At 58.5% G+C, this 22,598-nt stretch carries 16 protein-coding genes; 6 read left to right on the top strand and 10 right to left on the bottom strand.

All coding sequences use genetic code 11. The features are described 5' to 3' along the window. Positions 1 to 1,185 precede the first annotated feature (1,185 nt). Positions 1,186 to 3,411: a T9SS type A sorting domain-containing protein gene (locus tag ABIL25_05800; protein MEO0081789.1), complete on the top strand. Its 2,226-nt coding sequence runs from the start codon at positions 1,186 to 1,188 to the stop codon at positions 3,409 to 3,411. Positions 3,412 to 3,454: 43 nt separating this feature from the next. On the opposite strand, the gene ABIL25_05795 is transcribed toward ABIL25_05800, so the two are convergent. The 4 genes from ABIL25_05795 to ABIL25_05780 are packed head-to-tail and all read right to left on the bottom strand — an operon-like array spanning position 3,455 to position 7,442. After that, complete coding sequence (locus tag ABIL25_05795; GenBank protein MEO0081788.1) at positions 3,455 to 4,528, bottom strand: 4-hydroxythreonine-4-phosphate dehydrogenase PdxA; 1,074 nt, start codon at positions 4,526 to 4,528, stop codon at positions 3,455 to 3,457. After that, positions 4,528 to 5,433: an ABC transporter permease gene (locus ABIL25_05790; protein ID MEO0081787.1), complete on the bottom strand. Its 906-nt coding sequence runs from the start codon at positions 5,431 to 5,433 to the stop codon at positions 4,528 to 4,530. The genes ABIL25_05795 and ABIL25_05790 overlap by 1 nt, the downstream gene beginning before the upstream one ends. A gap of 5 nt (positions 5,434 to 5,438) precedes the next feature. Then, complete coding sequence (locus ABIL25_05785; protein ID MEO0081786.1) at positions 5,439 to 6,269, bottom strand: ABC transporter permease; 831 nt, start codon at positions 6,267 to 6,269, stop codon at positions 5,439 to 5,441. Positions 6,270 to 6,323: 54 nt separating this feature from the next. Continuing rightward, the gene (locus ABIL25_05780) at positions 6,324 to 7,442 is read right to left on the bottom strand and encodes an ABC transporter ATP-binding protein (protein ID MEO0081785.1); all 1,119 of its coding nucleotides are present in this window, start codon (positions 7,440 to 7,442) and stop codon (positions 6,324 to 6,326) included. Positions 7,443 to 7,495: 53 nt separating this feature from the next. Here ABIL25_05780 and ABIL25_05775 point away from each other — a divergent pair, with 53 nt between their 5' ends. Next, positions 7,496 to 8,347 (top strand): M23 family metallopeptidase, encoded by an 852-nt coding sequence (locus ABIL25_05775; GenBank protein MEO0081784.1) that lies wholly within the window; start codon positions 7,496 to 7,498, stop codon positions 8,345 to 8,347. Between the two features lie 38 nt (positions 8,348 to 8,385). Here ABIL25_05775 and ABIL25_05770 read toward each other — a convergent pair whose 3' ends face one another. Both ABIL25_05770 and ABIL25_05765 read right to left on the bottom strand, forming a co-directional pair. Then, positions 8,386 to 9,648, bottom strand: coding sequence for a lamin tail domain-containing protein (locus ABIL25_05770; GenBank protein ID MEO0081783.1), 1,263 nt, complete (start codon positions 9,646 to 9,648; stop codon positions 8,386 to 8,388). 182 nt (positions 9,649 to 9,830) lie between these two features. Further along, positions 9,831 to 11,156, bottom strand: a complete 1,326-nt coding sequence (locus tag ABIL25_05765) for a glutamine synthetase family protein (GenBank protein MEO0081782.1) — start codon at positions 11,154 to 11,156, stop codon at positions 9,831 to 9,833. A gap of 344 nt (positions 11,157 to 11,500) precedes the next feature. On the opposite strand from ABIL25_05765, the gene ABIL25_05760 reads away from it, so the two are divergent. Next, positions 11,501 to 12,343: an HNH endonuclease signature motif containing protein gene (locus ABIL25_05760; protein MEO0081781.1), complete on the top strand. Its 843-nt coding sequence runs from the start codon at positions 11,501 to 11,503 to the stop codon at positions 12,341 to 12,343. A 67-nt stretch (positions 12,344 to 12,410) separates the two neighbouring features. Here the strand turns inward: ABIL25_05760 and hisS are convergent, their stop codons facing one another. The 3 genes from hisS to ABIL25_05745 all read right to left on the bottom strand — a co-directional run bounded on the left by hisS (position 12,411) and on the right by ABIL25_05745 (position 14,857). Further along, entirely contained in the window at positions 12,411 to 13,664 is a 1,254-nt protein-coding gene (gene hisS, locus ABIL25_05755; GenBank protein ID MEO0081780.1) for a histidine--tRNA ligase, read from the bottom strand. 75 nt (positions 13,665 to 13,739) lie between these two features. Then, positions 13,740 to 14,087 carry a VanZ family protein gene (locus tag ABIL25_05750; GenBank protein MEO0081779.1) on the bottom strand — a complete coding sequence of 116 codons (348 nt, stop codon included), beginning with the start codon at positions 14,085 to 14,087 and terminating at the stop codon, positions 13,740 to 13,742. Positions 14,088 to 14,239: 152 nt separating this feature from the next. Next, positions 14,240 to 14,857, bottom strand: coding sequence for a V-type ATP synthase subunit D (locus ABIL25_05745; protein MEO0081778.1), 618 nt, complete (start codon positions 14,855 to 14,857; stop codon positions 14,240 to 14,242). Between the two features lie 200 nt (positions 14,858 to 15,057). On the opposite strand from ABIL25_05745, the gene ABIL25_05740 reads away from it, so the two are divergent. Further along, positions 15,058 to 16,386, top strand: coding sequence for a T9SS type A sorting domain-containing protein (locus tag ABIL25_05740; protein ID MEO0081777.1), 1,329 nt, complete (start codon positions 15,058 to 15,060; stop codon positions 16,384 to 16,386). A 69-nt stretch (positions 16,387 to 16,455) separates the two neighbouring features. Here the strand turns inward: ABIL25_05740 and ABIL25_05735 are convergent, their stop codons facing one another. Then, complete coding sequence (locus tag ABIL25_05735) at positions 16,456 to 17,877, bottom strand: FlgD immunoglobulin-like domain containing protein (protein MEO0081776.1); 1,422 nt, start codon at positions 17,875 to 17,877, stop codon at positions 16,456 to 16,458. A 306-nt stretch (positions 17,878 to 18,183) separates the two neighbouring features. On the opposite strand from ABIL25_05735, the gene ABIL25_05730 reads away from it, so the two are divergent. After that, positions 18,184 to 21,099: a S8 family serine peptidase gene (locus ABIL25_05730; GenBank protein ID MEO0081775.1), complete on the top strand. Its 2,916-nt coding sequence runs from the start codon at positions 18,184 to 18,186 to the stop codon at positions 21,097 to 21,099. Between the two features lie 511 nt (positions 21,100 to 21,610). Next, positions 21,611 to 22,598 (top strand): hypothetical protein (locus tag ABIL25_05725; protein ID MEO0081774.1); only part of this gene is annotated, 988 nt, incomplete at its 3' end.

Genomic DNA, 22,598 nt, shown 5'->3' with positions numbered 1-22,598 from the left:
GCTCGAATCGTGTGCGCGCTGTTTCAGAAGGCGAACAAACGGTGGGAGCAGCGCTGTGGGCGCAAGTGTCGCTCTCGAGCCAAGTCCAAGGTAAGAAAGCCGGCAGCGTAAAATGCCAGTCGGAAGTTACACAAAAGAATTGACACTACCTCATTCCAGCTCCGAAATCGCAACCCTTTTCCTAAGACTGTGCTCGCAAACTCTTGGCACCAGGGCTGCACACTGACCATCGAAGACTCGGTTCGAGCCGCATGTCGTGGGTTCTAGCATCGAAGGGAGGGAGGGAACAACACTGTCTTTCTCTGCCTCATGTCGTTCTCAACTCATGTAGCAGCATTGTAGTAGGCTAAGACATCGTTACCAGGGTAGGGGAAGTTCTACTGGCAGGGGTGGCCGCAAACACAGAAACTTGCACACAGAAGGTTGCCGGCATGCGTCCGGCAAGGCCTTGGTGTCTTCTGGAGCGAATTGAACCACTGGCGTAACAGGCAGCAGGTACGATTGACCGAAAGAAGACAGTAGTTAAACGACTGGTGCTATTTCGCCAATCACAAGACGCTGGTGCCGGGAAATATTGATGTTGCCCTGAAATCCTGTGGGATGATTCGGTGCTGCATAGGACTTCCGGCTCCCACTAACCCGCCTATAAGACTTGCGGCCTGAACTCAGGACTAAAGACATCGCTCAGCCCGAAACTCAGCTCGGGTCTGACAGCTTCACTGAAACGGCACCTGAGACAGCTTCTGAACCTGCCAGTCAGACCAACAGTCAAATGCCAACTCACCCATCCTGTGACGTAACCAGAGACAGACCATCTCAAGTCCTTACTCACAGAGTACTTAAGGAGCCCCCTCAACGTTCAGCTCAACCCTGAAGTCAAGACCAGCCTGACCCTACATCTCAAGTACGGTTTCAGAACGTGAATCAGATGGGGGGTCACTCCCTAGGTCACCGGGTAACCCCCTAGCCGTGTCTCCGCCCCTGTGCCTCGGGGTATGTGGTGCGCCATATCACATTGACCATCAATGGGTTATGCATTGGCATCAACCGATAAGGTAAAGGAAGCACACAAGAGGGCATAAGACAGCCACGGAATCGTTATTGTGCATCTACGGTCTAAGGTGGGTCATGGATAGAAATAGAAGGCAACGAAACTTGTCCGAAGCGGACAGAAAGGAGTCTGCAATGTCGCCTAAGAGGTTAGCATTAGGAATGTTTGGCATCGGTCTGATTGTTCTATTGTCGTCAGGCCTGATTTCCCTGGCCCATGCCTCAATGGTCAGAAACCTGTACCCTCAGCATGAGCACTACTGGACTGGACGCGTGATGAATGCAGAGAACGGCTATAAGAAGCTCCAGCCCGAGGTGATGTTCGGCAAGAGTTCTGATCCGAAAGACCCGGCCGAGTCGAAGTGGCAGGGATATTTCAAGTTCGACTTGTCGCCGCTACCGGACAACGCGGTGGTGACCCAGGCCAGTCTGTTCTACTATGTCATTTCCCCAGGCAATGAGCCGGTGCCATGGACCTACGTGACGGTCATTGCGAATGACCCAGTTGTTGCCGAACCGGAGCAGGTATGGACGGACATCGTCCAGGGAACTGTCGCGGCACCGGCCTTGCAGAGCGGCCGCGGCTGGGTCGAGCGGCAACTCAATGCCGCTGGAGTCGCGGCCATCGCCGCGGGCTTGTACCAGGACTGGGTTGCGTTCGGGTTGTACAAGTACGATGAAGACGATATCACGGGTAAGGGCCACGTGAAAGGTTATGAAGCCGAGAAGTTCCGGCCCTATCTCAGGGTTGCGTATGCTGCCGCAAATATGGCAATCGAGGCCATCGTTGCACCGGCTGGCGACGTTCAGTCTGGGGCTGATGTTACTCCGCTGGTCCAAGTCGCAAACAGAGGTGAGGTTGAGGTTCCGTTCGAACTTGTGCTTACTATCGGCGACGGCCAGTGGGTAATGTATGACCAGACAGTGAGCGTCGAGCCGATTCCGGTCGGTCAGAGCGCTCTGGTCAGCCTTCCGGACTGGACCGCAGACCCACTTGGCGGCGAACGGGTGGTCTCGGCTACGCTGATTCTTGCCAACGATGACGACATTTCCGACAACCACCTGGTGTCCTGGTTCAAAGTGGTCATCGCACCAACCGAGCCGAATGACCCGATACGCTGGGGATGGCAAGAGGTAAGACCGCTGCCACCGGGACCGGGCAACAAGCCGGTACGATCAGGCGCATGGCTGGCAGTTGACAAGGCGACTGGTCTCGTCTATGCGGCCCGCGGCAACAGGACCGGGGACTTCTACGCGTATCGGCCGACCAATGGTTCGTGGCAGGAACTTGCGGCCTTGCCAGGCAGGTTCGGCCGCGGTGCGCGCGGGGTTGCCGATGGAAAGGGCAGTGTGTTCGCGATTCGGGGCGCCGGGACTCGGGAGTTCTGGCGTTACTCCATCAGCGAGAACCGTTGGGAGCGCCTCGCTGATGTGCCGTTAGGCCCTAGCGAGAAGAAGCTCGGCAATGGCACTGACATGGTGCACGTGGAACAGTACGGCCTTGACTTCATCTACCTACTCAAGGGACCAAAGCAGGACTTCCTGCGCTACAACGTCCAGGCCGGTACTTGGGTCGTACTGGATGCTGCTCCGGCTGGAGCTTCTCCCAAGTGGAAGAAAGGTTCGTTCCTCGTGTACGACAACGACTCAAGGCTCTATGCCCACAAGGCGCCCGAACATGAACTATGGGTCTACGACCTTGGCGTGGATGCATGGGTCTTCCAGGGGCCCGGCATGCCTTATGCGACTCGGTCAACCGGATATCGTCCGAAGCGCATAAAGGAGGGTGGCTCAGCCACATGGCGTGAGGGGGCAATCTACGCGCTCAAGGCCGGAACTCCGCAGTTCTGGCGGATGGACCCCAGGACTCAGGTGTGGGCCGAGCGCGAGCCAATGCCCGAGCTTGGCACGACCCTCAAGAACGTGAAGGTCGGTCAGGGAGCGGACATCGTCAGCTATCCGTTTGGCCGCGTGTTGTACGCACTCAAGGGAAACAAGACCTTTGAGTTCTGGCGCTACGCGATGCCGCCGCAGGAGATACTCAACGATTCGCCTAAGGAGCCTCCGCAGTATGTCGGTGTGGCTGGCCCGGCCGAAGGACAGAACGCAAGTTTCCTATCGGTCCGGCCCAACCCAGTGTCTGGTAAGATGCTGAACCTCGGCTACGTGGTACCGGCTGCCGGTCAAGCCTGGCTTGTAGCCTATGATGCAACCGGCCGCATCGTGATAAGCCGTAAAGTCGCACTCGAACGTGCTGGCCGGTTGACCCTGAGCCTGGCCGAACTCAGCCCCGGGACCTATATGTTTCGGGTTGCTGGCCGTGGCTTTGACCTACAGACTAGGGTTGTGGTTGCTGACTGATAATCGTCTATCTGAGCGGGGCGGTGAAGTCCGCCCCGCTTGCTTAGGCGCGTGAAAGACGGTGTGCGAGGCGGATAGCGGCGACCATCGAACCCGGGTCGGCAATGCCTCTTCCCGCGATACCGAATGCAGTTCCATGCAAGGGCGAGGTGCGGACACACGGCAGGCCGAGCGTGATGTTCACACCTGCATTTCGGCCGAGTAGCTTGGCCGGAATCATCGCCTGGTCATGGTACATTGCGACATAGCCGTCAAAGCAAGGGCCTCTAGCGGACGAAAACCCGGCAAGAGCGGCGTCAGCCGGAATCGGCCCGTAAGCGTTGACCCCTGCCTTGCGCGCGAGTCTTATACCTTCGGCGATTCGTTCTTCTTCGCCGAGACTGAACTCGTAAGCATGCGGGTTGAATGCCATAACACCAATACGGGGTGATGCCCGGGAACTCAGGCAGGATGGCAGTGCGACACGCCGCTTCCTACGCCGTTTGCCCAGTCTCATTGTTTTCTTCAAGAACTCGCTGAGCAGCACCGCTTTTTCGCACACTGCCGCCGCCGTGATGTGACGCGGAACCCGGGCCAGGGGTAGATGGATTGTGACAAACACGGCCTTGAAGTTTGGCGTCCAGGCAAGCATCGCGTAGTGCTGCGCGCCAAATTGCTCGGCCAAAAACTCAGTCTGGCCCGACCAGGAAAACCCGACCAGACGCAGAGATTCCTTGGAAACAGGAGCAGTTACAAGTGCGCGGATTACGCCTTGCCTGAGCAGACGCACACCGGTTTCAAGCGCCGCAAAAGCGGCCCGGCCGCAACTCGCCTGTATCCGCCCCATCTTCCATCTACCAGGCATCTTGACCAAGTCGTCAACAACAGATAAGTCCACTCTTGTACCCAACCGTTTCTGCTCAAGTTCGAACACATGCTGACAGCCAATTACCCGCAATTCTTCGCGCTGCGTTCTGAATTCTGGGTCCTTCGTTGTCTGCTTCAGCGCTTTGAGAACCACTTCCGGGCCGATGCCGGCCGGGTCGCCCATTGTGATGCCGACCGGTGCTGACCGTGGTCTGCTGACCGTTTCCCGCTTTGAGCGGTGAGCAGTTCGCAGTCGCTGAATGGTACTCATCAGTAGTGGCTCAAAGTCCCGCTTCTTCGCGTGTACTTATCAATGAGTGTGAAGATGACAAGTCCGGCTGCGACCCAGACAACCGAGAGTACGGCAAGACGCACGAAAGCATCTGCGACCGTGAATGGCATCGTCTCACCAAGAAGGAAATGCCGGGCGGCGAGGATTCCGTAGGTCGTCGGCACCACCAGCGATGCCTTCTGCATAACTACCGGGAGGACCGCCAACGGATAGGCGATTGGGGTCAGTACCATCAGGATACTGCCCAGCGCCTCGGATATCAGCCACCCCTGCTTGAAGATGAGCGTGGTTGACGCCATTATCATCCCGATGCCGTAGAGCGCCAAGAGCATCACGCCGACAATGGCAAGTGAGGGCAGGAGTCCGAGAGGATTAATCCGGATACTGAATACGATGGTGATGAAGATAATCTGGGTGATTATCATCAACAACTGGTGCAGAATCGAGTGCATTGACATTCCCATCGTGAACACCCAGCGCGGTACCGGTGCGGCAAACACCGACTCAAGCGTGCCGTACATCTGCTCCTTACGCAGGGAGAAACCCATTGCCCAGAGCGCCATGTTCATGAACCCGATGAATATGTATCCAAGTGTGACAAATGAGACGAGGTCAGAAGTACCAACCAGCCGGTGGAGATTCTCAGAGGTACGGCCGCCAACCAGTGCCACACCGTACAGAAGGTACGGAAGAAGGTACACCACCGGGTCAATGAGCGAGCGGGCAAAGTCGGCCGGATAGGTCAGTTCGAGCCGCCACTCCTTGATGTTTTCGGCCCAGACCGCGCCTGCATAGTGCCGCAGCCGGGCCCATGTGGTCGAAAGACGGACGCCGAAATCCGGCCTGATCAGTCCGCTCTCTATTGGGAACTTGTCATCAGGCATACTTGCTAGTGCATCCCAACAGTTCCGTCGCGTCGGGTCTTGCGCTCAAGCCAGGTGAATATCAGCCAGCCGGCAATGAGCAGAACTGCGTCCATCACTACGAGTATGATTACGGTTCGGCCGAGACTGACTTCGTTGCGATTGAGCATGATGATGCCGCGGATGGCAACGAGCGCCCAAGTCAGCGGTATTAGCGTCGAGATGACCTTGGTGATAGCATTTACCTGAACCGGGTAGCGGATTGGTGAAAACAGAAAGAAAACCCACTCAAGCGTGTGAATCCAGCCATGGACTTCCTTGATGAGCAGGGTGAAGCCGGCAAAGGCAATAGTAAACCCGTAGAACCCGACCATCAGCAGTATAACAAGCACAAGCACCGGCAGGACCTTGGCCACAGTGAAACTGATGCCGAATGGCAGGATAGAGATGACCACCGCCTGCAGGCAAACGATGGCGGTCGTGACCAGCGCCTCGGCCAGAGTCTTGCCGATAAGAATGACGAGCGGGTTCGTCGGTGAGGCGATGATGTATTCCATCGTACCCCAGTAGGTTTCCTCGCGTAGACTGTTACCTACGCCCCAGAGTCCGGAGAAGACGAAATTAGACACCATTGCGCCGATGAGGACAAAGGCCATGTAGTTGCCTGAACCGGTGAGCTGGCGAAAAGCTTCGCTTGTCTGAGACCCGACCAGGGCCTTGCCCTGAAATACGAACGGGAATACCCAGAGCAGCGGAAAGATGGCCCAGAAGACAACGATGACAGGATAGGAGAAGTAGATCCGGATGGTCTTCGAGACCTCAGCTCGAACAACGTTCAGCGTCGCGGCGAAAGTCATGGCAGAATAAGACAGCAAGGTGAGGAGTAAAGACCGAAAGCGGGAACTAGGAGCTTAATCATTCGGCGACCATTCTCTTCCCGGCGTATTCTCGGCCGTGTCAGCGCCAAGTGAGGTGCCGGTGACATAGAGGAATACGTCCTCGAGCGTGGGTTGTTTAACATCCACCCCAAGAATCTTCGCGTCGGTACGTAACAATTCGATAGCGTCAGACAGAATCGTCTCGGCCTTGGGCAGCACTAGCTTCACGGTCGTGACGCCGTCCTTGAACTCGGACGAGAACCGTTCGAGCCCAGGCAGGGCCTGGACCTTGGTCGTATCCGGCCTGCCCAGCACTCTGACCTCAAGTACTTCGGTGTGAGGGATGTCGCGCTTGTACTGAGCCGGAGTTTTTACGTCAACGATTTTTCCCTTGTTGATGAAAGCGATGCGATTGCATAGCTCGTCGGCCTCGTCCATATAGTGAGTCGTGATGAGAATCGTCTTGCCCAGCCGTTCGTTCAGCTCCTCTTTGATGAATCTGCGGATAAATCGGGCAAACTGCGGGTCGAGACCCAAGGAAGGTTCGTCCAAGAGAATCAGGTCCGGGTCGTGCAGTATTGCCCGGGCAAGCGATAATTTCTGTTTCATTCCGGATGAGTAGCGCTCGACCCGTTCATGCTCAACTTCCCTGAGACCCAGAAGTTCGACCAGATAGTCAATACGCTTTTCCTTTGCCTTGCCGGCAAGGCCGTAGAGCGCAGCGAAGAAGTTCAGGTTGGCGCGGGCCGAGAGCTTCCAGTACAGCGTACGCTCGCCCGAAGTCAGCAGTCCGATGCGCTGGCGGCACCAGAGCGAGTCGCGGAACGCGTCATGGCCGAAGATACTGATACTACCCTCATCCGGGATAAGCAAGGTAGCAATACAGCGCACCAGCGTGGTCTTGCCTGCGCCATTGGGACCGAGCAGTCCGAAAAGCTCGCCCTGCCTGATTGAGAGTGTCGCGCGATCAACCGCCCGGGTTATTTTCTTCCTCAGGCCCCGGCCGCGGCGGAAGTTCTTCACCACGTCCCGGCACTCAAGCGCCGGGTATTCCTTTGCCGGATTGCTTCTTGCGAGTCCATGCTCAACCGAGCTTTCGATTTGCAAGTCGCGCTCTGTCACAAGCCGGTATCTTATGGATGGATTAGCCATGGGTCAAGCAGACCTATGTTTGACAGACTGGCAAACTTGGATAGACTTCTGCGGTGGAAAAGCTTCAGTTATGGGTTGCGCTGAAGCGCCGCAACCGGGCGGTCAGCTTGACCGTGCCGGTTGTTGCGTTGTATCTGGCTGTCATCCTTGCCCTCGGCCTTTTTGTGCTCACCGGCTACTTGAGCCGGCTCTACCTCAATCGCCACACCGACTACGGCCGTCTGCAACAGCTTGTGCGGGAAAACTACCTACTCAAGGCCAAGGTCACTGCCTATGCGGTCGCGCTTGACACCTTTCGTCAGTTTCTCGCCCTCACCGAGGAGATGGACAACCGACTACGCGCCGCGTCGGACCTGTACCTGATTCCACCAGAGGCGCGGCGCCTCGGGATTGGTGGCGTCCTGCCGGCGGACCCGACCCCAGAAGTTGGTGAACTCCTGCGCCGTGTCAAGTTCGAGCAGCGTTCCCTGGGCGAAATCGAACGCCAGCTCAAGGCCCGTTCGGCTGAACTTAGTCACATTCCCTCAATCTGGCCGGTACAAGGCTGGGTGACGTCATGGTTCGGGATGAGACATGACCCATTCACCGGTCAGCGCCAGATGCACGAGGGTATGGATATCGTCGCCCCGCGCGGCAGTGCGGTTGTCGCCCCGGCCGACGGCCGCGTGACCTATGCTGGCTGGAAGAGCGGCTGGGGCCGGTGCATCGAAATTGACCACGGTAACGGCATCCACACCTTTTTTGCCCATTGCCAGTCGCTCCGGGTAAACGTTGGGGATAACGTCAGCCGCGGCAAGATCATCGCGACAGTCGGTTCCTCAGGCCGCGCTACCGGTACCCATCTTCACTACGGTGTCATGCGCGGAGGGGTTTGGGTCAACCCACGCAACTACATCGTCAATTGAAGGGCAGGGTCCACTTGCCCCATAAGCCCGATTGCGTGCTAGCGCTCCAGTACCACTGGCATTTTCTCCACCCAGTCACCATCCGGCAGATGGTATGACAGCCACACGGCGTAGATGCCACCCGCTGCAATCCGGCCTGATGCGTTCCGGCCGTCCCACACGACCAGGCCCTGCTCAGTCTCGGTTTTAACGTCAAGCAGTTCTCGGCATACGCGGCCAGCTAGGTCGAATATCACGATTCTCAGTTTGCCACCGGACCTCGGCAGCCGATATACGACTTCAAGGCTGTCCTCGTACCCGTCCTGATCAGGGCTAAAGCTCGAGGTCGCCAAACTCAAGAGACGACCAGCCCCAGATGGATTGAGTGTCAAGCGCAACCGATTGTTGACCGTATCCCTGTCTCCTTCGCAGGTAATCCGCGCCCAGAGGTCGGTTGTAGTCCTAGGCCCGGTAAGCGTAAACTCAACAACCGAATCCTCACCAGGCAGCAGCGGCCATCCGTTAGTATGCCAGCATTCCTCTGACGGGTCGCGGGCCGAGTTTCCGTTGCGGTCAAGGAATACATCCAGAAACCAATTCTGGGTTGGAATGAACCCGACGTTTGCAATCAGGACCGAACCCCGAAACGACTGACCCGGCCTCAGACTCTCCGGCTCAGCTAATCTGAGCTCTGACACCGAAAGATTTGGCACAGTGCTCGCCAAGTTCGGCCTGCCGGGTGTGCATCCATCAGAACAGGTGGCCCAGTTCGATATGATGTCCGGCCCGACTTGATCAATCCGCTCCCACGAAAAACCATCCCCGGGGTTGGCCGGAAAATTGTCATTCGGGGTTGCCGGCGTGCCGAACGTACTTGTGTCACCATATGGCGATGCAAGTACTAAGGGATCGGTAGTGGCTAGACCGTTGCCGATTGTAGTATTGGCTGTAGTGAGAATCAGGCACGAGTCACCAAATCGGTACGGCTGCTCATACCCACCGACTGGCACCGGGTCGGTATATTCTGAGTCCAACACCACCGCATACTTGCCAGGCCCGAGCCAGGTGTAGTTGATGATTGCGGTCGGGTTCGCACCAAGGATTGACGAATCCTGCCACGCAATTAGCCGGTCGAGCGAACCATCGAGGTCGTCAAGAATCCAGCCCATGAGGTCAACCGCTTCCTGAGTGGGGTTGTACAGTTCCACAAACTCGTTTCGGTCCTCGGGCGCGTGTGCACCGGTGCTACCCGAGGGATTGGCCATTACTTCGGTGATAACGACTCGACTTGTAGCGACAAGTGCAAGCAGCAGGGCAACCACGGGCAGAGGATAACGGTGGCCCGGCTGTCGGTCAAATCAAAGGCACGTCCAGGACGTCCCGCTTCGGAATCCAGGGACAACCTTGAAGAACTCTTGCCTGCACTTCGAAACTGGCAGCGACCCGCAGCACTGCTTGGCAGTTTCAGGTACGAACAATCTGATTCGGGCGCAAGACAACGCGACTACAGTATCGGCAGGTAGCGCTTGACCTCGTACTCTGTGACCTGAGCCTTGTACTCGTCCCATTCCAGCTTCTTGTTGCGCACGAAGTGTCGGAACAGCTCGTCACCCAGAGTCTCGCGCACAAGCTTGCTGGACTCGGCTCGCAGGACTGCACCAAACAGGTCCGAAGGTAGCGAACCGATACCCGCAGCCTTGCGCTCCTCCGGTGTCATCCGGTAGATATTGTCCGATGTCGGCGAATTGAGTTTCAGCTTCTGAGTGATGCCGGCAAGGCCAGCGGCAAACAGCACTGCAAACGTAAGGTACGGGTTGCAGGCCGGGTCCGGCGAGCGGTATTCGCACCGGGCCGCGCCTGGTCGTCTTCGGTCGAACGCCGGGACCCGGACCAAAGCCGAACGGTTCATCTGTGCCCATGACACATACACCGGCGCCTCGTAGCCAGGCACAAGCCGCTTGTAGGAGTTGACCCACTGATTGGTGACCGCAGTGATCTCCTCGGCATGCCTAAGCAGACCAGCGATGAAGTGCCGGGCAGTGTCCGAGAGATACATGGACTTTGTGGCGTCGAAGAATGCGTTTCGGCCAGCCCGAAACAGTGACAGGTGAACGTGCATCCCCGAACCATTGATGCCGTAAACCGGCTTGGGCATGAAACTCACGTGGACATTGTTAGCTTGGGCAACTTGTTTGGCCACGAACCGGGCAGTGATAACGTTGTCGGCCATGGTCAGTGCGTCTGTGTAGCGCAGGTCCACCTCGTGCTGGCTTTTCGAAACCTCGTGGTGGCTGTATTCGACCGGTACGCCCAAGGCCTCGAGTGCCGTGATAGTATCGTGGCGAACCCGTTCCGCGACCGCCACCGGAGTCAGATCGAAATAACCCGAGTGGTCTAGAAATTCGGGAGCGGCCGAACTCTTGAAGTAGAAGCACTCAAGCTCACAACCGGCCTTGGGGATGAAACCGAGCTTGCGGCATCGCTCGACAACACGCCGCAGCACAAACCTCGGGTCGGAGAGAACCGGCTTCCCCGCCGGTGTCATTACGTCGCCAAACATTCGGCCAGCCCGTTCGCCCTGCACTTCCCAAGGTAGAACGGCGAAAGTGGTCGGGTCCGGTCGAACTACCATGTCTGACTCTTCAATGCGGGCGAAACCCTCGATTGAGGAACCGTCAAAAGCCATTCCGTGGCTAAACGCTCGCTCAAGCTCTGTGGCCGGTATCGTCACGCCCTTGAGAAAACCTAGTACATCAGTGAACCATAGCTGAACAAACCGGACTTTGCGCCTTCTTATCTCGCGGACTACAGAAGTAGACGTCTTCTTCATCTTTCCCCCGGTGCGGTCTTTGATCTTTGGTGGAACTGTTCCACCCGATATATTCTAACACGTCGGCTGAGTCGGGTCAAACAATGCCCCGGTCAAGGGAAATCTTCATAGACGCTCTTAGCGGCCAAGCAATTCGTGCTTTCCGGAATCGGAGAGCTTGGCACGAACCCGTGACGCTCGCTGCGTACCGTACTACTTCCGCATCCGGCACCTCCGGGCTTACCGATGTTCCTGGACAACGGGCAGCCAGTTTGCCTAAGCTTGACACCGTACTGCAATCGGCAATATCATGATAGCGTGAGAGTGTTGCGAACGCGACCACGCGTCTACTCGGGAGAACCGGCATGATCTGGCACTATCGCTGCCCAGAGTGCAGCCAGCCACTTGAGGTTGACTGGGACTGGCACCGAGACGAAGTCGTCTGTCCGAACTGCCAGCACAGCCACTACCCGCCAACCCCGCGTGAGGACCACACCGCCTATTTTGGTGGTGACACCTGGCCTCAGGAGATGGCCGACGCGGTTGTGGCTTTGAGGGGCACAACTTGTGCGGTCCCGGGTTGCTACGAGGCTTATGCCACCCTGGTTCACCGCTGCCCTAGGTCCAAGGGTGGGCGCACCTCGGTTGAGAACCTGCTGCCGATGTGCAGTCATCATGCTCGGCTCAAGGGTGAGCAGGAGTATGACGAGTGGCTTGCAAGTCAACCCGAGTTGTCACCGGCCGTGAAGGTCGAACCAATCAAGATTACCATCACACAAAAAAAGCGCCCTCCGGCTCCTGAACCGAGCTCCCGTTTCATCGCCTTCTGCCAACCGGTCGCCGGACATGCCAAGCCTCCCCTGCTCCCGGCCGACATGAAACTCATTGCTCTCGCTCCGGTACTGCCCGGCCCATGTCATCGGCTGCTTCTTGACTATGATTGGCGTCTTGAATCGGCGGGCACCGGTCGAGTAGTACTACTTGCCTGGCAGCACACGCGCTCGCTCGAGCTCACTGCCCCTGCTGGCATACCAGACTGCCCGCAACTGGTCAACGAACACTCGGGCAAGGCCGGTGACTCGGGCACCGGCTTGCTAGAACTCACACTCGACGGCCCGGGCGACCGCCGGTGGCACGTTGCGGTCGCGCTCGAACCCGGCACCGGTCAGCTCGCGCTTGACCAGTACCTGCTCTCGCTCACCGACTAACCAGGCGAGATACCGCGGACGGCGAACTCAGAGCATCTGTGAAAAGGACAAACTACGCGGCCTGAATTCAGCGCAGGAACGAGCGGACCTGCTCAACAACCGTATTTTGTGGCACTTCAAGTTGCTCGCCGGTTTCGAGATTCTTGACTGATAATGAGCCGCGTGCCAGCTCGTCTGGCCCGACAATGACGCAGCACGCCGCACCGGCCGCATCCGCGGACCGGAACTGGTGCTTGGGTTTGCGTGCATCAAAGTCAATCTGGGCTGGAATGCCGGCCGCCCGGAGCCGGTCAAGAACCCTGACCGCGGCGTCAAGCTCGGATTCAGCCAGCCAGACCACGAAGACGAGCTTTCGTCGTACCGCCGGACTCGATTCAGGTGTTGCCAAGAGTGTCCGCTCCAGACCAATTGCCAACCCAACTGCGGGCGTCTCTGGTCCGCCGAAGTCCGCGACAAGATAGTCGTACCGGCCGCCGCCGCCTAGGCTGTCCTGGGCACCGAGCCGCGTGGAAATATACTCGAAGGTTGTCCGGTTGTAGTAGTCCAACCCCCTTACCAGCCGGTCATTCACTTCGAACCGCACTTCCCATCGCCTGAGCGCAGCCATGACCGCCTGGTGGTGACGTTGGCATTCAGGGCACAGGTACTCGGCCGGCTTGGGCGCATCGGCCACCGCAATCCGGCAGGTTTCGACCTTACAGTCGAATACGCGCAGCGGGTTGCGTTCAAGCCGGAGACGGCAGTCCGGACACAACTCTCCCTGGTGCCCAACCAAGAACATGACCAGTTTGTCCCGGTACGCGGGCCGGCACACGCGGCATCCGATCGAAGTAAGCTGGGTCAGGCAGTCAGTGATGCCGAGTTCTTGAAAGAACACAACCCCAAATCGAATCAATTCTGCATCAACCATCGGGTGAGCCTCCCCCAGCGCCTCAACTCCGAGCTGGCGAAACTCACGGTACCGGCCCTTCTGCGGCCGACCGTAGCGAAAGTGCGGTCCAATGTAGTACAGCCGGCACGGTACTCGGATGTAGTTCTCTAACACCGCCCGCACCACACCTGGCGTACCCTCGGGCCGAAGCGTCAGGTCCCTTCCGGCCCGGTCCTTGAAGCTATACATCTCTTTTGTGACGATGTCCGAGCCCGAACCCGATGACTTCACGTATACCTCGGTGTGTTCGAACACCGGAGTAACTATTTCTTGGAAGCCATACCGCTCGCACAGACTTCGGGCGACGGTTTCAATCTGTCTGAGCCGCGCCGATTCCGGCGGTATAAAATCCTGGGTTCCCTTGGGTCTAGTATGTTTCAGCCCGCCCATGGTCAGAGCACGTTACGTTCTATACTCAACGCCCGGCGCCCAATTCGGATGAAACGCCGTGATGCGTCAGCGTAGTCATCGTCCATCTCTTTTCAGCCTCGAGCCCAGTTCGAAGCAGACCACACCGGCGATAACGCCGATGATATTGGCCAAGAGTTCAACCGTATCGTAGGTGCGGTAAGGGAGCTTCTTCTGGACTAGCTCCAACCCGACGGCCAGGGACAGAGACACAAACAGGGTCAACCACGGTGCCGCGGCTTGGCCCAGCGCACCCAGTACGGTGAACATTACGGTGTGACTGACCTTGTCCAGTCCGGCCCAGAACAGCCTCGGCATGCGCTCGGTCGGCACGACCAGCGCGATAACGGTCAGCGTAATCCAGGCTGCATACATTATCCACGTCACCCCACGCCTTCTAGCCAAGCAGCCTCCGGGGCAGGGTCGCCAACAACCGCCCTCGCACACTACTCAGGTCCGGACCCGTTCGGAGAACTCCTGTTCTCGCACTCATCGGCGCCTCGCGGTCACTCTGTTGAAACTCTCGCATTGGCTGGCCATCGGAAATCGGCCTCCGGTCACTTTCTTATTATCTCTTTCACCCGCATCAGCCGGGTCAACTCCCCGCGTTCGTTCTCAGCAAGCTTCAGGGTTATAAACTTCACTGTTTCCTCGATGTCCGGTATCAGCACAAACTCTAGGGCGTTCACCCGCCGTCTTGTTTTCTCCATCTCTCCTGCCAGCAGTTCGAGCGTCTTTTCCTTTTCGGCAAGTACGAGCAGCGAGTCAATCAGCTTCTCTAACTCCAAGAGTCCGAGGTCGAGTTCTCCGGACGTCTTGGCGAACCCATAGCACCACAAGTCGCCTGAAACCTCCTTCCTGAATACCGGCACCCTAATGTTCAGGATGTTTCGGGTTTCAACCCTGACTCGTATCTTCCGGGTCGGCACCATTACCGCCTCATCAAAGAACCTCGGATCGAATGCACTCCTGGCCAAGGCCAGCCGGCCCAGGACCCTCCCGGTTTCCCGCTCGACCCGGATGCGGTGCGTTCGGATTTCGGCGATGAGTCCTAGAATCTGTCTCATCAACTCTTCCTGCTTGTCCTTCAGGAGTTTGTGCCCCCGGCGTGCGACCCCAAGCCGGTGGCGCAGCTTCATAAGCTGCATCCTAGTGGCGCCGACCGACAATCTCATCGGCGGTAAGTGTAGATGCAGGTGCAGCCAAGTCAAGCAGCCCTCCCTCAGCATCGGGCACTGGGAATCCGGGACAAGCCCGGACAAAACGACCAGTTAGCGAACAAGGATCAGGGCGCTGCCCCCCGGGGTGAGCGATTGACAATAGTCTGAACCGATCTAGACTTCTGGTCGGTCAGCAGTAGTTCAGGAGGTCCTCGATGAAGTACGTCTTTCTTGTTCTTTCTGTTCTGCTTTACGTCGTGCTGGCACGAGCAGAGTTCTGGCCAATTCCTCCCGGCGACTCAGTTCATCCATTGGGCAACAACTGGGGCAATTATCAGGACTACGGCGGTGGCGCCTACTTTCACAACGGCATTGACATCATCACCGTCGGCCAGCACAACAGACCAGTCGTAGCCATTGCCGACGGTTGGGTCAAGGGCTGGGGAACGATTCAGGCCGAGCTCCACTACCGACTGGCAATCTGTGACTCGCCTCTGACCTATACCGGTCGCGCACCCGGATGGCTCTACGCCCACATTGACGCCGAACGGCCCCACAAGAACCTTGGCGACCGGGTTTTTACCGGCGATACCATCGGCTACCTTGTTTATTGGACCGTGTCCGGATTCGACCACATTCACTTTGCCCGCATCTCGGACACCGGCTCCACTTGGATGCGCTTTCCTAACGTTACGTGGTGGTTCATTCAGAATCCACTAACCATTCTGCTTCCGCGTGGCGACCTTGTAGCCCCGGTTTTCGAAAACGCCCGCAGCGGTCAGAAATTCGCCTTCTGCCGCGACAACACGAACAACAGTTACCTGAATTATAACGCGCTCACCGGCGATGTGGACATCATCGCCAAGATTTACGACAAGACCGGATATACAACCGGCAACTCAACTTGGGACAAGCTCGCGCCCTATCAGATTGACCACATGATTCGACGTCAGGATGGGCTCATCGTGCGGCCTTGGACTACGAGTGTCCAATTTTCGAACCGGCTCGACGCATCAAACGTCCACGTAGTATATAAGAACGACAACACCTGCAACTCTTATGGCGACTACGACCGCCGCGAATACTTCTTTATCGTCACCAACACCGACGGTGATACGATTATCGAGTCCACTGACACCCAAGGCAAGTGGGCGACTGCGTCAGTCGGCGACGGCAACTACTGGGTAATCGTGCGGGCGTCGGACATCGCGGGCAACACCACCAAAGACTCAATGCTCGTTACCACTGCCAACGGCGTATCCGTAGAGGAGGCACCTTTCGTCTTTCTCAATCGCGAGTTTCATGCTGTCCCGAATCCGACGTCCGGCCGAACATCCATTGTCTTTGGCATTGGCCGCACGGCATCCTGTCGCGTGCGGCTGTATGACAATGCGGGTCGAGTTGTCCGGTTGCTTGCAGATTCGCGCCTGGGTGCAGGCCGGCATGAGCTCACGGTCAACGACCTTGCGACCGGGGTCTATTTGGCCGAGCTTACGCTCGACGGCAAGGATACCTATCGAACCAAACTCGTAGTCACCCGCTAGGACTGAAACTTTCGCCAGAGCGGCGCGGCCTTGGAGCTGCGCCGCCTACAAAAGAGCAAGACTGGAGAGCTATCTGAGAATCAAGGTGGTGCTTGCTCCACTTACAGGTTCCCGCACACAGTACAGTCCGGGACACACCCTGCGGCCGGTCCTGTCAGTACCGTCCCAGACCACACCCGCCGCGGACCGATCACCGCTTGCGCTCAAGGAACGAACCAGCCGGCCGGTCGCATCGTAGATATTGACTCGCTGCGCGCCAGTCGGAAGCCTCAAGTTGACAGTCGTTCTGAAGGGATTTGGTCTGGCTTCGATCCGGTCGCGTGATGCCTCACGCATTGGCCCGCTACCAACGCCAGGTCTACCAAGCCGCCGAGACGAGAAGATGCGTCCTGTGTCAGTATCCTGGCCCTGCCAAACCGCCCATAACTGACTGGAGTATGTGGAAACAATGACCGGGCTGTTGTAAACACCGCCGACTGCGACTGTTTCCGGCGTAGACCAGCCGTCATTCTGATAATACCGGGCCAGGAGTGTCATCGGCTGGCCGACGCCCTCGGTGTAGATGACCCAGAATATGCCAGCGGTGTCAACACACATCCGTTGTCTAACCCCAGGCGTGGCCGTGCGCGAAATGGTTTCCGGTGCGGTCCAGTTGCCGGCACGGTACATCCGTGCAAGCAGGAGCCGCTCGGTGTTTACCGTCTGGACGTTGGTCTCAAGCAGAGTGCCGTGCAGGTCTGAGACGATTGCTGGCGAACTGCCGGGGAAGACCCCGAGCGTCGTTGTGTCCGGCAGGCCAGCAATATGCACTCTGTAGCTCGGTACTATGGGTACGATGCGGGTCCATGCGACAAAGAAGCGGTCTCCGGTATCCGCACACAACGCCGGCTCGGTGCAGTCGGTAAGCGGCATCGCGGAACCGCCAGCAACGAGCCGACGGGCACGCCAAGTGTCGCCGTCAAGCTGGCTGAACCAGACCGAAGAGTAGAAGTCCGGTGGCGTGCCGGCGATGTCGGTCCAGACCATACCGGTCTGACCAGCACCATTGTGTCGGAGCACGATCGCCGAAACTCCGGTATCGGACATAGTCAGCTCCGACGGGCTTATACCGGCGCTGTCCGCATACGCCGTGTAAACGCCCCAGCTATCCTGGTCAACCGGGAACGCCCCTTTGTAGTACGCGACCCATAGCCGGTTTCGCAAAGGGTCGGTGGAAAGCCCGGGACCGGTCATGGCGATTTCAGCCGAGCGAGTAGCAAACCGACGCAGTCCGGTCCAGCGACCGCTGTCAGCGTTGTACATGCTGCCCCGGATTTCATACTCGGTGAACCCGTAGCGCGACACCCAGGCCGCGAACAGACTGCTGTCGTCAATCGCGACGGCAGTACACGCCAGGTCGTCCGCCGAATCGTGCGGCAGAGCCATGGGCGCAGACCACTGGCCCGGCCCGGACGTGGCGGCAAGACACAGGCAGAGGACGAGCTTTCTCATTTGGCCTCCTTTTGCCAACGAAATTATAAACCTGGGTTCTACCCGGTGCAACGCCGTGTTGCGTATTGAACCGGCGCCGGTAAGACCGTGTTCTAGTTCGCAAAGGACGGTATGCTACCTGAGTAGCAATTATTCTTGACTCGACACCGGGCCGGGATAGACTTCTTTCAACTGACGTGCGATGCACATCAGGGGCGGGGATCGCCGGGTATGGTTTTCTGCAGCCTGCGAACCGGCTCCGGCGACCGCCAAGAAAGCAAGGTGTTGGACACCAGGAGTACGCGGCAGCCTGAAGTTGGAGCAGAGGTGGCTGGAGTGCCAGCGGCAAGGTTCCTGATTCCCGGTGTACAGCGCCAGTGCAGGATCAAGTACTACTACCGAGGAGGTATCGTGAAGCAGTTCGTATTATGCCTGGCGGTTGTTGCTGCGGCATTGGGCGGCACCATCGTCCCGGAGCTGGAGAATATACTCGCCAACTCCCGGCCCGACGAGATGGTCGCCGTTGTGGTTCACACCAGTCTGCAGGCCGACCTGAGCCAACTGCCACCAAATACTACCTATGATGAGAAGATAAGCTATCTGCAATATGTCGCAGAACGTGCCCAACGCGGGATTCTCGACTACCTGGCGGCCACCGATGCTAAGGACGTGCGAAGTTTCTGGCTTGAGAGCCGCATTGCGCTTTCGGCAACACCCGCGGTCATTCGCGCCCTGGCCGCTCGTGAGGACGTTGACTACGTCATTGACGACTTCACGGTTACGCTCGAAGCCGCGCCTAGTGTCACAACCGTTACTGACGTAACCGACATGCAGCAGTGGAACATCACCAAGGTGAGTGCGCCCGACTGCTGGGCCGCAGGGTATAATGGAGCCGGCGTCGTGGTCGGCAACATTGACACCGGCGTTTACGTCAGCCACAGCGTGTTCGGTAGCCGCTGGCGCTCGACCAATGGCTGGTTTGACGGCGTCAACGGCCAGACAAGTCCGTACGACGACTATGGCCACGGCACCCACACAATGGGAACCGCAGTTGGTGCTCTGGGATATGGTGTTGCCCCAGGCGCAACGTTCATCTGTGCCAAGGCCTTCAACTCCCAAGGCAGCGGCCAATCAAGCTGGATATCGGCATGCCTCGACTGGATGGCCGGAACCGGCAAGCCTGATGTATGCTTCAACTCCTGGGGCACGTCCGACCGTACCAGCACTTACTGGTTCAACTCGTTCAATAATCTGCGCAGCCTTGGTATCGTCTGCGTGGCCTCAATCGGCAACGCCGGCCCTAGCGGTTCCACTTCCCTGCCCCCGGGCTCTTATCCGATCTGCATCGGCGTAGGCGCGACAACGAGTTCCGACGCAATCGCCAGCTACTCAAGCCGTGGGCCGGCCCCCAATCAGAGCCCATGGACTGACACTCAATACTGGCCCAGGCCCGACTGGAATCTCATCAACCCAGGCATCGCCGCCCCGGGGTCAGGCGTCGTCTCCTCATTACCCAACGGTGGCTACGGTTCAATGGACGGCACTTCAATGGCCTGCCCGCATGTTGGCGGTGCTGCCGCAATCCTGCTTCAGAAGAAGCCGACCCTGACGCATAACGAAATCTTCGTGCTTCTGACCGAGAACGCCGACAAGCCATCGGGCGGCGGGCCGTATCCGAACAACAACTACGGCTGGGGCCGGCTGAACTGCAAGGCCGCGCTTGACGCCGTGACGCCATCAAACAAGCCGAATCTCGTGCTCACCCGTACTGCGGTTACGGGAGACAACAACGGCAACGGCCGGTTCGACCCAGGTGAGACTGGCAATCTCATCACCTACATCCGCAATGCCTCGACCGTCGGTGCCACCGCGGTCAGCGGTCGGCTACGCACCAGCTCCAGCTACCTGACAATTACGGACTCCACTGCAAACTACGGCAACATTGCGGGCAACGACAGTGCCAACAACCTGTCTGACCCGTTCCGGCTTTCAGTAAGCTCGGGCTGTCCGCAGGGCCACACCGCGGCAATGACGCTGTTTCTATCCTGTGCAGAATCTTCCTTCACCCGCTCTTTCAACCTTGTTATCGGCGAGCCGCCGGTCCAGGGTCAGCTTCTGATGGACCACGATACCGGTTACTGCAAACTGACCGTTTCCTGCCAAGGCTCGATTGGCTACGACCTACCGCCGGCTGATGCCGGGTCCGGATTCTGTTATCCCAAGACCGGCTCAAGCCAGCTTTTTTACGGCAGTTTCGCAGTCGGTAATTCCGCGAACTACGTTGCCGACCGGCACTTCTCCAACCCGGCATCAGGTACGCCGAACACCGACCTTGTACCGGTGGACAGCCTGCGGCCGGTGTCACCGCCTTCGGCTGGTGACGAGCACTTCCGGGGCAGCTACTCGGATGCTGGTCATCCTTCAGCCAAAGGATTGACGATCACCCAGAACAGTTACCAGGTTGCGGCTCCGGGATACGACGACTTTGTCGTACTGGTATTTGACATCCAGAACAACGGTGCAAGTGCGGTCAACGGCTTGTACACTGGTGTGTTTGCCGACTTCGACATCGGCTCGGCGCCGACCGCAAACATCTGCTCATCCGATGTCGCCCGCCGGTTCACGTTCATGCGTCAGTCTTCAAGTGCTAACCCGACGGTCGGCGTGAAAATCCTCGACCCGCACTCCTACGCCAACCTCGCCGCAATTGACCACGCACGGTACGTGTACCCGGACTCGGCGATGACCGACGGCATGAAGTGGCGGTTCCTGAACGCGACCATCAACCAGCCGAACTCAAACCGCGCCTACGACTGGTCGCTGTGCACCTCAGTCGGGCCATTCGACTTGCCGGCCGGTGCTCGTCAGCGGGTCGCCTTTGCATTCTGCGGCGGAACAAGCACCAGTCAGGCGCGCGCCCATGCCGACAGTGCCCAGTCCTGGTATGACAATACCATCGGCAGCGCTGAGCCACAACAGCCGGTTGCCCTCCGGTGTCTGCGAGTCGAACCGAACCCGTTCTCGGGCCATGCCGAGATTCACTACCAACTGAATCAGGCCGGCCGGGTACGCATCTCAGCGATTGACGTCGCTGGCCGTGAGGTTGCCTGCCTGGCCGACGAGGTTCGACCTGCAGGCGAGCTACGCCTGACCTGGTGTACTCATGACCTGGCGCGGGGTGTGTACTTCTTGAAGATAGAGACGCCTGATATCGGCTCGCGGTACAAAGTGGTCAAACACTAGCAACCGTTGTTGCCACCACTAAGCCGGGCGGCACCGTCCGCCCGGCTTTTCTGTGCAGCTAGCATCGGTACAGAGTCGAAAGTGAAACTCTCCATCGCGGCGGCTGACAGCACCATATGCCCATTCGTCAAGGTGGCGGCAGACCCTCACAGTTTCACACTCCTCGTGCCCGGCGACTCCTTGTTCGCGACGTGCTTTTCCCAGCGTCCATCTGTGGTTACAAGTCCCGGCCGGGCCACAAATTTCGGGTTGACACCCGGGGGGGGCAGTATAATCTTGCTTAGTCTGGTTTCCGCGCCCGGGCAGGTCGCCAGCGTCCCAGGCGCTGGGCCGGCTGGTTGCATCCGAGTTGAGAACTGTGTCAGCATAGACAAGTTGCAGGACCGGCTTGGCGACTTGCGTGCGTAACGTGGCGCACAAGCCTTTCTGCAAAGCCAAACACGCCATCCGGCTCAAAGACGGTCAGCCGGCTGGCAAGCAAAAAGCAAGACCGTCAAACAAGGAGGATAGGATGATACGCAGAGCAGCGGTGATGCTTGCCGTGATGCTGGCAATGGCGCTGGGGCAATGGACCCCGGAGGGCGGCGGTGACCACGGTGGAGCTGATTGGACTCCAACGCCAGGACAGAACATCTCTGGCCGTCACTACAATATTGGTACGTTCACGATACCGGTAGGCCAGACTAACAACGTGACACCCTGGCGGAATACCGGAGACCAGTCTGGTTACCTGGTCGTTGAAGCGACTACTGTCAACATCGGTAGCGGTGCTCTTCTCGACGCAAACGGCCGTGGCTATGGCGGCGGCGGGGGGGCTGAAAACAACTACACGGACCATCTTGGCGACGGAAAAGGTGGAGTCAACGGTAACGGCGGGGACGGCGGCGGCGGCTACTGGGGCACGAGCCTCTCCTACGGTGGTGGTGGCGGCGGGAGTCCGAATGGCAGCGGCGGCGGTGGGAACCAGCCAGGTCAAGCTGGGACAGTCACAGCCGGCGGCAATGGCGGCAACCAACCATCAGGAGGCGCTGGAGGACCCGGAGGAACCGGCTACGGTGGTGGTGGAGGCGGTGGCGGCGGCTTTAGTGCAGGTGGTGGTGGTGGTGGCGGCGGCGGCACCGGCGGTCAGAACGGGCAGTGGGCCACCAACAACCCATCCGGCGGTCGCGGTGCTGGCCCATACTACGGAGCGGGTGGAACAGGAAGCGGTGGCAGTACAGCCAATTCAGGCCAGAACGGCGGGTACCTAGCAAACAACTCGAACGGTGATGCTACGACCGACTCCTCCGTGGTGATGGGCTCGGGCGGTGGTGGAGCAGGCTCAAGTACGAATGGCGGCTATGGTGGTGGTGGTGGCGGCGGCGGTGCAGGCGGCGGATGTGTACGGCTGATGGCGACTTCAAGTATGACTGTCGCCGGCACGATTCGAGCTCAGGGTGGCGGCGGCGGACGGAACGGTGGACCTACATTCACTGGCGTCTTTGGTGGCGGCGGTGCAG

This window comes from candidate division WOR-3 bacterium (genome assembly GCA_039801365.1).
In the GTDB taxonomy this organism is placed as follows: Bacteria; Hydrothermota; Tepidihabitantia; order Tepidihabitantales; family Tepidihabitantaceae; genus JBDRUN01.
The sequence above is the reverse complement of the archived record's forward strand: the minus strand, read 5'-3'. Positions and strand labels throughout refer to the sequence as shown.